General features: G+C 70.0%; 15 protein-coding genes and 2 pseudogenes. 9 read left to right on the forward strand and 8 right to left on the reverse strand.

Annotated features, from left to right (window positions below):
• Positions 1-4: 4 nt before the first annotated feature.
• Positions 5-289, reverse strand: coding sequence for a hypothetical protein (locus tag OOK07_RS18600; RefSeq protein ID WP_266797507.1), 285 nt, complete (start codon positions 287-289; stop codon positions 5-7).
• 569 nt (positions 290-858) lie between these two features.
• Here OOK07_RS18600 and OOK07_RS18605 point away from each other — a divergent pair.
• A pseudogene (locus OOK07_RS18605) lies at positions 859-1,038 on the forward strand (flavin reductase family protein); the annotation flags it as partial.
• 15 nt (positions 1,039-1,053) lie between these two features.
• Here the strand turns inward: OOK07_RS18605 and OOK07_RS18610 are convergent.
• Positions 1,054-1,317: a GntR family transcriptional regulator gene (locus OOK07_RS18610; protein WP_266681701.1), complete on the reverse strand. Its 264-nt coding sequence runs from the start codon at positions 1,315-1,317 to the stop codon at positions 1,054-1,056.
• 150 nt (positions 1,318-1,467) lie between these two features.
• Between OOK07_RS18610 and OOK07_RS18615 the strand changes: the two genes are divergently transcribed.
• A complete protein-coding gene (locus OOK07_RS18615) occupies positions 1,468-1,755 on the forward strand; it encodes a hypothetical protein (protein ID WP_266797509.1) in 288 nt (95 codons plus the stop codon).
• Positions 1,752-2,009 carry a hypothetical protein gene (locus tag OOK07_RS18620; protein ID WP_266797511.1) on the forward strand — a complete coding sequence of 86 codons (258 nt, stop codon included), beginning with the start codon at positions 1,752-1,754 and terminating at the stop codon, positions 2,007-2,009. The genes OOK07_RS18615 and OOK07_RS18620 overlap by 4 nt, the downstream gene beginning before the upstream one ends.
• A gap of 126 nt (positions 2,010-2,135) precedes the next feature.
• Here OOK07_RS18620 and OOK07_RS18625 read toward each other — a convergent pair whose 3' ends face one another.
• The 3 genes from OOK07_RS18625 to OOK07_RS18635 are packed head-to-tail and all read right to left on the reverse strand — an operon-like array spanning position 2,136 to position 2,877.
• Positions 2,136-2,396 carry a hypothetical protein gene (locus tag OOK07_RS18625; protein ID WP_266797512.1) on the reverse strand — a complete coding sequence of 87 codons (261 nt, stop codon included), beginning with the start codon at positions 2,394-2,396 and terminating at the stop codon, positions 2,136-2,138.
• Complete coding sequence (locus tag OOK07_RS18630; protein WP_266797514.1) at positions 2,393-2,587, reverse strand: hypothetical protein; 195 nt, start codon at positions 2,585-2,587, stop codon at positions 2,393-2,395. The genes OOK07_RS18625 and OOK07_RS18630 overlap by 4 nt, the downstream gene beginning before the upstream one ends.
• Positions 2,587-2,877 carry a hypothetical protein gene (locus OOK07_RS18635; RefSeq protein ID WP_266797516.1) on the reverse strand — a complete coding sequence of 97 codons (291 nt, stop codon included), beginning with the start codon at positions 2,875-2,877 and terminating at the stop codon, positions 2,587-2,589. Before OOK07_RS18635 ends, OOK07_RS18630 begins: the two co-directional genes overlap by 1 nt.
• 338 nt (positions 2,878-3,215) lie before the next feature.
• Between OOK07_RS18635 and OOK07_RS18640 the strand changes: the two genes are divergently transcribed.
• From OOK07_RS18640 to OOK07_RS18660, 4 genes are all read left to right on the forward strand, one after another.
• On the forward strand, positions 3,216-3,989 hold the full coding sequence (locus OOK07_RS18640) for a GntR family transcriptional regulator (RefSeq protein WP_266797517.1): 774 nt from the start codon (positions 3,216-3,218) through the stop codon (positions 3,987-3,989).
• A gap of 25 nt (positions 3,990-4,014) precedes the next feature.
• Entirely contained in the window at positions 4,015-4,524 is a 510-nt protein-coding gene (locus OOK07_RS18645) for a GNAT family N-acetyltransferase (protein ID WP_266681715.1), read from the forward strand.
• Positions 4,525-4,950: 426 nt separating this feature from the next.
• Entirely contained in the window at positions 4,951-5,397 is a 447-nt protein-coding gene (locus OOK07_RS18650) for a hypothetical protein (RefSeq protein ID WP_266797519.1), read from the forward strand.
• Between the two features lie 183 nt (positions 5,398-5,580).
• A complete protein-coding gene (locus OOK07_RS18660; RefSeq protein WP_266681719.1) occupies positions 5,581-5,727 on the forward strand; it encodes a DUF397 domain-containing protein in 147 nt (48 codons plus the stop codon).
• Between the two features lie 6 nt (positions 5,728-5,733).
• Here the strand turns inward: OOK07_RS18660 and OOK07_RS18665 are convergent, their stop codons facing one another.
• Complete coding sequence (locus OOK07_RS18665; RefSeq protein ID WP_266797521.1) at positions 5,734-8,775, reverse strand: S8 family serine peptidase; 3,042 nt, start codon at positions 8,773-8,775, stop codon at positions 5,734-5,736.
• 882 nt (positions 8,776-9,657) lie between these two features.
• Here OOK07_RS18665 and OOK07_RS18670 point away from each other — a divergent pair.
• Positions 9,658-9,858, forward strand: coding sequence for a hypothetical protein (locus OOK07_RS18670; RefSeq protein ID WP_266797522.1), 201 nt, complete (start codon positions 9,658-9,660; stop codon positions 9,856-9,858).
• 100 nt (positions 9,859-9,958) lie between these two features.
• Positions 9,959-10,189, forward strand: a pseudogene (locus OOK07_RS18675) (AraC family transcriptional regulator); the annotation flags it as partial.
• Here OOK07_RS18675 and OOK07_RS18680 read toward each other — a convergent pair.
• The gene (locus tag OOK07_RS18680; RefSeq protein ID WP_266797523.1) at positions 10,111-11,160 is read right to left on the reverse strand and encodes a Zn-dependent alcohol dehydrogenase; all 1,050 of its coding nucleotides are present in this window, start codon (positions 11,158-11,160) and stop codon (positions 10,111-10,113) included. The pseudogene OOK07_RS18675 and the gene OOK07_RS18680 sit on opposite strands and share 79 nt — an antisense overlap.
• Positions 11,160-12,308, reverse strand: a complete 1,149-nt coding sequence (locus tag OOK07_RS18685; protein ID WP_266797524.1) for an acyl-CoA dehydrogenase family protein — start codon at positions 12,306-12,308, stop codon at positions 11,160-11,162. Before OOK07_RS18685 ends, OOK07_RS18680 begins: the two co-directional genes overlap by 1 nt.
• Positions 12,309-12,397 lie beyond the last annotated feature (89 nt).

Here is a 12,397-nt window from a genome sequence, read left to right on the forward strand (position 1 = left end):
TGCATCAGCCCCTGACGATCGTCTTCTTGGTGCAGTGCTTCGCACGGTAGCCCGGGGGCATCTGGTCGTTGGCGTCCTTGATGGCGGCCTTCCATGCGTCCGGCTGCGTCTTGGCCCAGCCGTGCCCGTTGAAATACCCATGGCCGGAGCTGTCCGCGATGCGCCACTTGGTGCACTGCACGGTCGCATTCCATCCGTTGGCCGCCTGCGCGGGCGCGGCGATACCCAGGGAGAGCGCAGCCGCGACGACAGTGGTGACGAGAGGGGAGACGGCAAGCAACTTGCGCATGAATGTTTCTCCGAGGGGTCGATGTGCCATATGGCAGGGGGCAGGTCGTCGATGCTGTGGCCCACACTCGCCCTGCTGCTGCCAGGCACGTCAGACAACGCCTCGGCCGAACAAGCCGGACGGAATCTGAGTGTTGGTCCCCTACCCCCTGAGCGCCACCCGCTGTCGGGGGTCAGCCGACCGGGTGGGCATGCCAAAAAACCTATCAACCAAGAGAGACTATGAGCGAGCAACTTAAGAAGTGATCACAATCACGGCCAGCACAATGAACCTTGAGCTCACCTAACTGTCAAAATAGTCTCCTGCGTACAGAAATTGACGGTATGTCACCCTTCTTGGCCCCTGCCCGAGACGGCTCGTGATCTAGCATGCGGCACTGGCAGCCGCCTCAGTCTTCGCGATGAACGCGGGGGCTTCAGAAGCCGTTGTCTTTCCGGATGTGATCGTTACGTTTCTGCCGGTCGGGCGTGGTTTCGCTGTCATGGTGGGAGGGTTCGGGCGATCAGTTCGCTCCCGACGATGCGGAGGTGGCCGGTGAAGTCGGCCATGGGGTTCCTGGCGGAGCAGGAGGCGGCTCCCCGCGCCTGACGGGCGCCGTCGCCTGGATCGACTGCACGATCCACGCGGTGCACACCGGGGGCGACCACCTCATCGTGGTCGGCCGGGTGGACGCCCTGGGCACAGGCGACTCCCCCGACGGACCACTGCTCTTCCACCAGGGGCGCTTCGCGCGCCTCGACGGAGACTGAGGCCCGACGGCGGGGCTAGGCGGAGGGTGCGGGGGTTTCGGGGGCGGGCGGCAAGGGGTCGACAACGAAGGTGCCCAGCCCGACTTCGCCCCGCGTCCAGCCCTGTTCCCTTACATGTCGCATGGCCTTCGCCGCCGTCGCGTTCACCACGCCGAACTCCTGGGCGATCTCCAGGGTGGACGGCACGCGGCCTCCCGGCGGATACACGCCGCCTTCGATGCGCCGGATGATCTCCGATGCGATCTGCCGCCACAGCGGGCGCGTGCGATCAAGGTCCATGAGGTTCAGCGTGGGCGACCATGGCATTCCGCGCATCCGTGGTTATCTACGGTTATCCACGCTAGGATCCCTGCGAACACAGAACGGCCCCGACGGGAAGGGTGAGAGCTTCCGTGCCGGGGCCTGAGCCGACTGAAAAGGAGTCGACCTATGCGCAGCCTACTGGCCGCGATCCTGAGCCTCTTCCTGCCTCCGCGGGGAGCGCACCGCACCGACGCGCCACCATCGCTCGCCGCCCGTCCGCCCGCTACCGCTCGCGCGCGTAGGCCGAGGCCGCGCCCCCTGGACCCCATCGCCGCCGACGGCCAGCCCCTGGTCCGGCCGTACCTCGTCGTATGGGAACGCGAGCGTGACGAACGTGAGCGGCATCTTCGGCGGGAGCGGCGCCGGGTGGCGTCCTCGCGCCCGGACCGCCTCCCCTGGGAGGTCGCCGTATGAGCGCGAGCCGCCCCCGCAGCCTCGGCGTCGACCCGGCCACCGGCAAGGAGGCGTTCGTGATCGCCCGCCGCGGCAGTCTCCTGGACGCGCTGGCCGACGCACACGCCCTGGAGGGCGCCGCCGTCCTGGCGGCGGTCGTCGGTGCCGTACTGGAGGCGGGCAAGGCGTCGGACGCCGAACTCGCCGCCCTCGTAACGCCGTTGCACGCAGCGCTCGACGCATGCGTCGGCATGATGGCGGCCGACAGGGATTGACGGCGTAGAAGCATCCCGCCGTAGGCCATACGACGGTGTCGCGGGTGCCCGGGGCTCATCCTGGGCACCCACGGCACGCGCCTCCCCTTGCCTTCAGGCAGGCTCAGGATGGTGCGAGTGACAGAGCTACGCGCGGCCGACGATACGAGCGGTGCCGGTCGAGGCCTGGATCGGTTGACGGCAGTCGGGTGCGGCCGGGGACACCGGGTGGCCGTCAAGGGCGCGACAGAGAGCGGCGTGGAGGTGTTCGGCCTCGGCGAGGGTGAGGGTCAGTTCGGCATCCGCCGCGTGCTCACCCTGTCGGGACAACCGAAGCGGCACGGCCACACGGTCGTCCTCACTACGACGGACCGGGCATCCCGGGGTCCGCTCGACCTTCCAGTTCATGTCGCCCTCCCGATCCGCGCGAGCCGATACTCGCCCCACAGCTCCTGTCCGGCCTCGCAGCCGTCCTGCGCCTTGTGGGCCCGCTCGCAGCCGACGGCGCACTTACGGGTGTGCTCGAACCACTTGCGATAGGCGAGCAGCATGGGGATTTCGGCGTGCTGGACTGCTGCCCTGATCTGCCCGTCACTCATCAGCTCACCTTCGCGAACTGCTCTGCGGACAGCGCATGTTGGCGCACGTCGGGTGGGAGCAGATAGGCACCGACGAGGGTGCTGGCGATGTCATTGGCGGTGATGGCGGGCAGCCGGGTGTCCGGCCACCGGGGCGAAGCCCTGCGGCGCCGCGCGCCGGCGAGGATGGCACCCCACATCTCGGGGGACGGACGGCGAGCGGGCGCACCCGCGGCGGCTTCCAGACCGATGCCGGTGCTGTCCGTGTCGGGGGCCGCACGACGGTCGGGGGAGGACGGCCCGAAGAGCATCGCCCTGACCCACACAAGTGCCCGTGAGACAAGGTCCGTTGTGACCCCCGACGCATCGCCGGGCGCCCGCGTCCTCGCCCACGGCGAGAGTGGCTCCGGAGCGGTATCCCGGCAGTGACTGACAAGCTCACCTCCGCGGGGGTGTGCGGCCGTCGGTGTCGCAGGCATCATGAAAGCTCCCTTCTGAGGGAACCGGGGCGGTGTGTCTGCTTGGCGGTAGGGCACCGCCCCGGCACGGTTCGGCCGAGGACATCGGCCGGTTACTGGCTCAAGCCAGTTTGACCACGGAGGGTCACGACGTCAAGGGACTGGCTCAAGCCAGTCGCTATGCTGCGGTTATGACAACGTCCGGCCCGTCCTCCGACCCACCGCCCAGCAGGCGCATCGCGGAGGTCCTGCGGGCAGCCATCAAGGCCGGCCACCTCACGCCCGGCGAGAAGCTGCCCTCCGAACGCGCCCTCGCCCAGGAGTACGGAGCCGCACGGAACACCGCCCGTGAGGCGATCCGACTTCTCGCGGAGGAAGGGCTGGTGACTGCCCGTCACGGGAGCGGCGTGTTCGTACGGGAGCCCCAACGGCTGTTCCGCTTCGGAAGTGACCGCTACTCGCGCACCAACCGCGAGACCGGCCTGACTCCTTTCCGACTCGAAGCCGAACGCCAGGGCAAGGCGGCCCGCATCGACGTCGTGGGCATCACCCGGGAGCGACCGCCCCAGGACATCGCCGAACGCCTCTCCGTCCCGGCCGACGAGGAAAGCGTGTTGCACCGGGAGAACCACTACTTCGCCGACAACGAGCCCGTGCAGATCGTGTCGACCTACCTCCGCTGGGACGAAGCCGAGGGAACGCCGCTGATGCAGCCCAGGACCGGCAAGGACGGCATCTACGGCCGCCTCGAAGAACTCGGCCATGTCATGACGCGCGTACGGGACGAGATCACCGCGCGCATGCCGACACCGGCCGAAGCTGTGTTCCTCGAACTGCCTTCAGGAGTCCCCGTCCTCGAAGTCCTGCACACGAGCCTGGACCAGGAGGCCGAGCCGTTCGAGGTCTCCCGGTACGTACACCGCGCCGACCGGACCGGGCTGCTGTACGAACTGCCCGTCGAGTGAACACCGATCCCGAGAGGAGCCAGGCATGGGGAGCATCGTCATCCGCCCCTTCGAGGACGGGGATCTCCCCGGGGCGGCAGCGGCACTGACCGATGTGTACGCCACCGACGGATACCCGGTCGAGGGCGTGGCCCGCCCCGAGGAGTGGCTGCGGTCCGACAACGTGCTGGCCTCCTGGGTCGCGGAGACGGAACAGCGGATCGTCGGTCACGTGGCGGTGATGAGGCCGCACGGCGAGGGCGCCGTGTCCGTGTGGGCCGAACAGAGTGGGGACGACGAATGCGTCGGCGTGCTGGCCCGCCTCTTCGTCGTCAGGGACGCTCGTCGGCACTCTGTCGGCGAACAGCTCGTACGGACGGCCATGGACTACGGACTGGGCCGCAGCCGCCGTCTCGTCCTTGACGTCATGGTCAAGGACGCCGCCGCCATTCGTCTCTACGAGCGCCTCGGCTGGCTCAGTACCGGCCAGGTCGCACACCACTACGGCGACGGCCAACACATCGAAGCCGTGTGCTTCGTTGCCCCTGAGGCGTGACCAGGGCGCCCCGGACGACCCGCGCTGCGATGTCCTTGAGGGCCTGACGGGCTGGTAGTCCCGGTCCGGCACCGCCGCGCCCCTCAGACCGTGACCAGTCCGACGGCCTGGAGTGCGGCCCCCGAGATGGCGTGCCGGCGCCGCAGTTGCATGCCGCACTGGACTACGCCGGCCCGGCGACACCCTGTGCGTGTGGAAGCTCGACCGTGGTCAATGAGCGGTGTGCATCGTGAAGTCGCAGGTCGCGGGTCTGGTGTGAATGGCGAGTTGGGTACTCGTGCCGGTCGGCGGCCGATGACCATGGCGTAGATCATTGGGCAGGTCCGGCTCTGGCGGGATGCCGGGTTCGGCTGCGCCCACGACCGGCCCCCGCCTACGATCCGTCAGCAGGTCGGCACGCCGTGAGAACGGGGGAGGGCGCGGGGGATGCAGGAGCGGCAGTGGATCACCGCCCGCCGGAGCGAACTGGACGCCCTCGCCGAGGAGTTGGCCAAGAAACTCCAGGAAGTCCAGGCCGAGCGGGATGAACTGGCGATCGCGGAGCGGGTGTTGAACCGCCTGGCCGAGCAGGCCCGGACCGACGCCGGGGCTGTCGCTCCGGTATCGGTGAAGGTGGCCGGGCGGGCAGTCCTGCTCATCCCGCACCGCAGCGACGCGGCCGACGAGGGCGCGCTGCCCGGCGGCTATCGCAAGATCCTGGCGATGGTGCGGGAGGCCGACGGTCCGGTGCAGGTCAGGGCGGTCGGCGAGCGGCTGGGTCTGGACGCCTCGGTGCGCGGCAAGCTGGAACCTCTGCGGGCGAAGATGACCAAGCTCGCCGACCGTGGCCGGCTGCACAAGCGGGGCGACGGGCGGTTCACGGCACGTCCGTAGTCGCGCGGGGCGTGCCCGTAACTGACGAGCCCTCGACGGCAGTTGAGTTTGTGTGACGAAAAACAACAGTTCCGTCGAGGGCTCTGACGACCTTGTCTGCACCGCCCGCCTGCCGCTGTCGAGTGCCACCCTGAACTGGCTCGCCGACCTGATACGCGGCCACCTCAAGAAGATCGGCTCGCGGTGGCGCGCCCTGGCGAGTGCGTCGAGGTAGCCGACAAAGTCCCCGGTCTCGTCCCCGTCCGTGACTCGAAGAAGGCCCAGGACAGCCCCGTACTGCTCTTCCGGGCACCGTCCTGGGCCGCCTTCCTCACCTCCGTGAAGGGCTGACCGCGACTACGGCGCGACCGTCAGCGCCGTACGCCCGACGCCCGTCGAACCGTCGCCGTACTCGACGAGGCCGAGGTACCTCCGGCCCGCTTCCGTGCCCTGCCAGGTCACCGTGACCCGGGCACGGTTGTCCGTGCCGACCTGCTGGGAGGCGGGGGTGACGGTGGCGGGGACATCGGGGGCGGACTTGCCCAGCTGCCAGGTCCACAGGGTGAACTGCTGGCTGTGGGTGCCGTCGGGGAGGGCGTACTGGACGACGTAGGCGTCGTAGTCGCCCGGGGGCAGGTCGGCGTGTTCGTCCGATCCCTCCACCGGGCTCGGGCTGACCTGCTTGCCGTCCTTGTCGTACACGAACAGGTCGAGGTCACTGCCGCGGAGGTGGTCGGAGGAGAAGACCGCCACCCGGGCGAGCCGGGTGTCCCGCGGTACGTGGACGCGGACCTTCTTGATCGCCCCCGACTCGCTCGGCGGCGCCTCGGCGTGGCCCTCCTTGTCCACGCCCGTGAGCGTGCCGGTGTGCTTCTCCCCGGCGTACAGGCCCGTGGTCGTGGCCGTCAGCCTTCCTGTCCAGCCGATGCGCGTGGCGAGCGCGACCGTTGTCTTCCCACCGGTCACCGTCACCTCGTCCGGCACACTGAGACGCGCGGCCCGCAGGGAGATCTGGCTCCTGACCCGGTGGGCGCTTTGGGTGTCGCTCCAGGTGAGGGTGCCGAACCGCCAGGAGTCGTAGGCGGCGTCGGTGCGGGTGAAGGCGACCTTGTACGTCGCTTTCGCGCCCGGTGCCACGGTCAGCGTCCTCGGGGTGACCTTGGCCGTGTAGCCCGGCGGGGTGTGGAGCGTGGCCCGGTAGGTGGCCGTCTCCGAGGAGACGTTGGTGACCGTGCGGGTCACCGTCTGCCGGATGAAGACGTCACCGACGGAGATGGTCGGGTAGTTGAGGTCGCTGGGGTCGGTCTCCGGGGCTGTGGCGCAGGCGCCCGCCGTCGGCGGCTCGACGCCCACCGCGCAGAGGTACACAGTCCAGTCCGCGGAGGTCGAGTCGTAGACCAGCCCGGGATCGGCGGCCCGGGTGACCCGGGGCGAGCCGGCACCGTAGTCGAGCGGTGTCGCGGGGACCGTCTTACCGGCGGTGTCGGTCTGCCGGGTGATCGGCCTGCCCTCGTTGTCGGTCGTCGTGGCCGTGGTCATCAGCGCGGACTTGATCCCCATCGGCGACCAGCCGGGGTGCAGCTGCTTCAGCAGCGTGGCGAGGCCGGCGATGTGCGGGGTCGCCATCGACGTGCCTTCCCAGAAGCCGAACGACCCCTTGTACCCGGCGAAGCCGCCGGGCACGGTGCCCGCGGCGATCAGCTGCCCCGGTGCGGCGATGTCGGGCTTGAGCAGGTCGCCGCCGGAGGCCGGGTCGGGACCCGAGGAGGAGAAGGCGGCGACGGAAGGGGCCTCGACGCGGGTGCTGACGGTGGCGGTGAAGCGTGCGGTGGCCCCCTTGGCGGCGGCGTACTCCTTCACGGCCTTCCCGTCCCGCGGACCCAGCACGAACGTGGGGAACGTCGGCTCGGCGAAGACGTCCTGGGAGCTGGTGGGCGTGTTGGTCAGCACCATGGCCACCGCGCCGGCCTTCGTCAGCTCGTCCAGCCTGTCCTGGTACTCGAACGCGGCACTGCCGCCCCGGTCGCAGATGACGATCTTCCCTCTCACCCGGTCCGGGTCGAGTGTGTCGGGCGCGCAGAATTCGGCCTCCTCGGCGCCCGGAAGGCCGGCGTTCGCGGCGTAGACCAGCGGGGCCTTCGGGACCCCTTCGCTGAAGGCGGGGCCGGTGATACGCCGCCCGTTGCCGAGGACCAGCGTCGCCCGGTAGTCCGTGTCGTGGCTCTCCGCGGCGACCGTGGTGACCCAGGGCGAGGTGTTCCCCACCGTGTCCGGACCCTCGTTGCCGGCCGCGGCGGCGACGAACACGCCTGCCTTCGCGGCGTTGAACATGGCCTCCCGGTTCACCGGGCCGGTCAGCCCGCCACCGATGGAGAAGCTGATGACGTCCACGCCGTCCGCCACGGCACGGTCGATCGCGGCCAGACTGTCCGCCTCGCCGCAACCGCTGCTCCAGCACGTCTTGTAGAACGCCAGCCGGGCCTGCGGGGCCAGGCCGCTGAGCCTGCCGCGGACGTTGGTGCCGGGGATCGACACGGGGGTGTCGTAGTCACCGGCGATCGTGGTGCCGATGTGGGTGCCGTGGCTGTGCATGTCGAGGGGCGAGGGCACGTCGACCGGCTGGGGGTCGGTCAGCTCGGCGCGGAAGTAGGCGGCGCCGATCACCTTGTTGTTGCAGGTGACCTGGTGGGCGGGGTCGGCTGGATCACCCTTGTCGCAGGTGCCGTGCCACTTCCTGGCGATGACCGCCGCGTCGGGGCGCGGCTCCGGCAGCGCGGCCAGCATCGGGTTCTTCGGGTCGACGGCGTCGATGACGCCGACGATCATGCCCTCACCGGCGTGCCGCGGGCCGCCCAGCTTCGACCAGAGGCCCTTCTTGCCGGACAGGCCGAGGAAACGGGGGACGTCGGGCGGGGACGCCGGGGCGGCAGCGGCGCGGCCGGACGCGGAGGACCTCGGTGCGGTCCCCTTGCCGACGGCGGCTGGCCCGCTGTCCGCCGCGGGGGCGGGTCCGGGCGCGGGTGCGGGTTCCGGTGCGGGCTCGGGTCTGGTGACGGTGGACCTCGTCACCGACACCACACCCGCGGTCCGGGCCAGCTCGGCTGCCTGCCCGGCCGTGAGCCTCGCGGCGAAACCGTTGAACGTGTAGTCGTAGTCGTAGAGCTTTGTGGCGCCCGGGACAGCGTCCAGCACCCGGTCCCTGCGGGCGTCCAGGCGGCGCACGTACTCCCGGGACGCGGACGAGGCGGGGTCGAGACGCTTCCCGGAAGCCGGCATAGTCCGCTTCAGGCCGCGCAGGCCGCCGTCGTACGCGGCGACCGGGGCGTCGGCGAGCTTCACCACGTAAGTGCCGGTGGTGTCACTGCGGTTCTCGGTGCCGGCGTGCGCCGACACCGTCATCCCCGTGAGGACGAGGGCCCCTGACAGAAGCGGTGTGAGCACCGCGGCGAGGGATTTCGGACGTATGTAATGGTGGGTCAACTGAGTTCCAAGATGGTCGGCTTGGCATGAGTGACGACTCCCCCGCCGCCCATCTCACAGCACTCCGCGCATCCGAGAATCTTGAAAGGTCAATTGTCAGTGTCTCTTCACAGTTATTTCACAGAGATAAAGCCGGCCTAAGAGCCCGCGCAGATAGGCGGCGTGGAAGGCGCCCATGACCTCTCGGCCCTGCGGCTGGTGGTGACGGGCGCGGCGGTGGTGCACCGCTCAATGCGGATGTGCTCACCTGGTCCCGTGCCAGGAAGGCGAAGGCGAGCGCCTGAGCGCCATCGCCAAGGCTCTGGGAATCTCCCGTGCCACTCTCCGCCACCTTGTCGAGAGCGCCTGAGGCAGGCGCACAGCCGCACGGTCAGGCCGCCAAGGCACGGACAGGCATCGTGCCCACGGCCCTGCCCTCTGGCGGGTCGACCAGAGACACGCACACGTCAGAGAAGCCGTGCCCCGTCAGAATGCGCCCACTCATCCGGGGTGCGGTCGTGTCGCAGTCCGGCTCTGGCAGGCTCGGGGCCCTGGCTGCCTGGAGGCAGATGCGAGAAGGCCAGGATGCCGCCTGGTGCCATGCGCGAACGGATCAGCGGGAGCAGGGTGTCCAAATCGACGAACCACACGGCGCCAAAGATCGAGAGCACGACATCGAATGTCTCGTCCGTCTCGTTCAGGAACGCCGTCGCCTCCGCCGTACGGAACTCAAGGCCTGGCAGGTTCCCCCACCGCTCCCGTGGACCGTCTCGCGGACGGGGCGATGTCCACCCCTTGACCTGTCGCGCCAAGCGTCACGAGGTGCGCGAGGTTGCTACCACTCCCCGAGCCGAGTTCCAGCACCCGGCGCCCGGCCACGGGAGCGAGAACGCTCTCGTTCGGCCCGTGATCGGCGTACTGGGCCAGTTCAGCCAGGTCGTCTCACCCTTGGCGTTCACGGCCCTGCGCGGCTTGCTCCCGACCGCGTACCTGTCCCAGGACTCAGCCAATGACATGCGGTGATCCTTTCCGGCAAGAGGGGCCACCCCCAACGTACGGGGATGGGGCCCCAACTTGGCCGCCGAGTCTGACCTGACCGGTTCGAGCTGGCGGGTACGGAAGCACCGTCGACCAGGTCGCCCAGGACGCCGGCTTCGGTACGGCCCAGTCGATGCGGCAGCACCTTCAGGCGGCGCTCGGGGTGACCCCGACCAGCTATCGGCGCACCTTCCGGGACGGTGGCGCGAGGGGTGCCGGAGGCGGCTCACGTCCCGCTCAGAATGTCAGCACCCCGCGTGCCACCCGTCCCGCCTCCGCGTCCGCCCTCGCCTTCTCGAAGTCCTCTACCGGGTAGGTCTCGGTGACCAGTTCGTCCAGCAGCAGCCGGCCCGCCCGGTACAGCTCCGCGTAGACGGCGATGTCCCGCTGCGGACGCGAGGAGCCGTACCGGCAGCCCAGGATGGACTTGTCCAGGTACATCGAGGAGACGAGGAAGGACGCCTGCGCGGTCGCCGGCGGAACGCCGAGGAGCACCGCCTGTCCGTGCCGGTCCAGCAGATCGATCGCCTGCCGGATCAGCTCCACCCGCCCGACGCACTCGAAGGCGTGGTCGGCGCCCGTGGGCAGGATCTCCTTCACCCCCTCCGTGGAGGTCAGGAAGTGCGTCGCCCCGAACTGCCGGGCCACGGCCTCCTTCGCCGGGTTCGCGTCGACGGCGACGATCCGCAGCGCACCCGCGATCCGCGCGCCCTGGATGACGTTGAGCCCGATGCCGCCGGTGCCGATGACCAGCACGCTGTCCCCGCGGTCCACCCGGGCCCGGTTGAGCACGGCGCCCACCCCCGTCAGCACGCCGCACCCGATCAAAGCGGCGGACGGCAGGGGAATGTCCTTGGGAATCCGGATCGCCTGCACGGCCTTCACCACGGTCCGTTCCGCGAAGGCCGAGTTGGAGGCGAACTGGAAGACGGGCCGCCCGCCCTGGACGAACGGCTGCCCGGGACGCCCGATCGCCTGCCGGCACATCGTCGGCCGTCCCCGGTCGCACTCCGCGCACGCACCGCAGTTGGCGAGCGTGGACAGCGCGACATGGTCCCCGGGCGCGACATGGGTGACGCCCGCACCGACGGCCTCCACCACCCCCGCCCCCTCATGCCCCAGCACCACAGGAACGGGGAAAGGTATGGTCCCGTCCACCACGGACAGATCGCTGTGGCACAGCCCGGCCGCCGAGATCGCGACCTGCACCTCCCCCGGTCCCGGATCCCGGACCTCCAGGTCGTCGACCACCTCGACCCGCTTGCCGTCGAACACCACACCGCGCATCAGACGCCCCCCTTGGGCTCCCTGGGCAGGCCGAGCACGCGCTCGGCGATGATCGTGCGCTGAACCTGGTCCGAGCCGCCGTAGATCGTGTCGGCCCGGGAGAAGAGGAACTGGTGCTGCATCGCGTCGAGTTCGTACGGCGACGAGAGTGACCAGTCGGCCGGACCGACCCCGGCCGTGGCCCCCCGCACCTGCATGGCCAGCTCCCCGAGCCGCTGATGCCAGCCGCCCCACAGCAGCTTGGCGACACTGGGCGCCCCGGCACCCCCCGAACTCCCCAGCGTACGAAGGGCGTTCCACCGCATGACCCGCAACTCCGCCCACTGCCGCACCAGCCGCTCCCGTACGACGGGATCCCGCACGGCACCGGACCGGACGGCCGCCCGCACCACCCGCCCGAGTTCCTGCGCGAACCCGATCTGCTGGGCCAGCGTGGAGACCCCCCGCTCGAAGCCGAGCAGACTCATCGCGACCTTCCAGCCGCCGCCCTCACCGCCGACGACATGCTCCACGCGCGCGCGTGCCCCGTCGAAGAAGACCTCGTTGAACTCGCTCGTGCCGGTCATCTGCCGGATGGGCCGGACCTCCACACGCCCCGGCTGGTCCATGGGCACGAGGAGAAAGGTCAGCCCGTGGTGCCGCTGCGAGCCGGGGTCGGTGCGGGCCAGCACGAAGCACCAGTTCGCCTCGTGGGCCAGTGACGTCCAGATCTTCTGCCCCGTGATCCGGTAGTGCGCCCCCTCCCGCACGGCGGCGGTCCGCACACCGGCCAGGTCCGAACCGGCACCGGGTTCGCTGTATCCCTGGCACCACAGCTCGTCACCGGCGGCGACGGGAGGCAGGAAGCGGGCCTTGTGTTCGTCCGTGCCATGGGCCAGCAGAGTGGGCGCAAGGAGGTTCTCCCCGATGTGGCCCGAGCGTGGGGGCGCACCCGACCGGGCGTACTCCTCGGCCCAGACGACTTGTTGGGTGAGCGTGGCGGTCCGGTTGCCGTATCCGCCTTCGGGCCATCCAAGACCGATCCACCCGGCCTTGCCCAAGGTGCGCTCCCAGACGCGCCGATCCTGTCCGGCCTCGGCGTGCTCGAAGAGCCACGCCCGAGCCTCGGCTCGAAACTCCTCATCCTCTGCGGCAAATCCGAAGTCCACGGGGTCTCCTCCCAGCGCCGGTCACAGCAACGGCCTCCAAGGGGCGCGGGGAACTGCGCGACCAGCCACGACAGGCCCGCACCCGCCAC

The organism is Streptomyces sp. NBC_00078 (assembly GCF_026343335.1).
Lineage (GTDB): Bacteria > Actinomycetota > Actinomycetes > Streptomycetales > Streptomycetaceae > Streptomyces.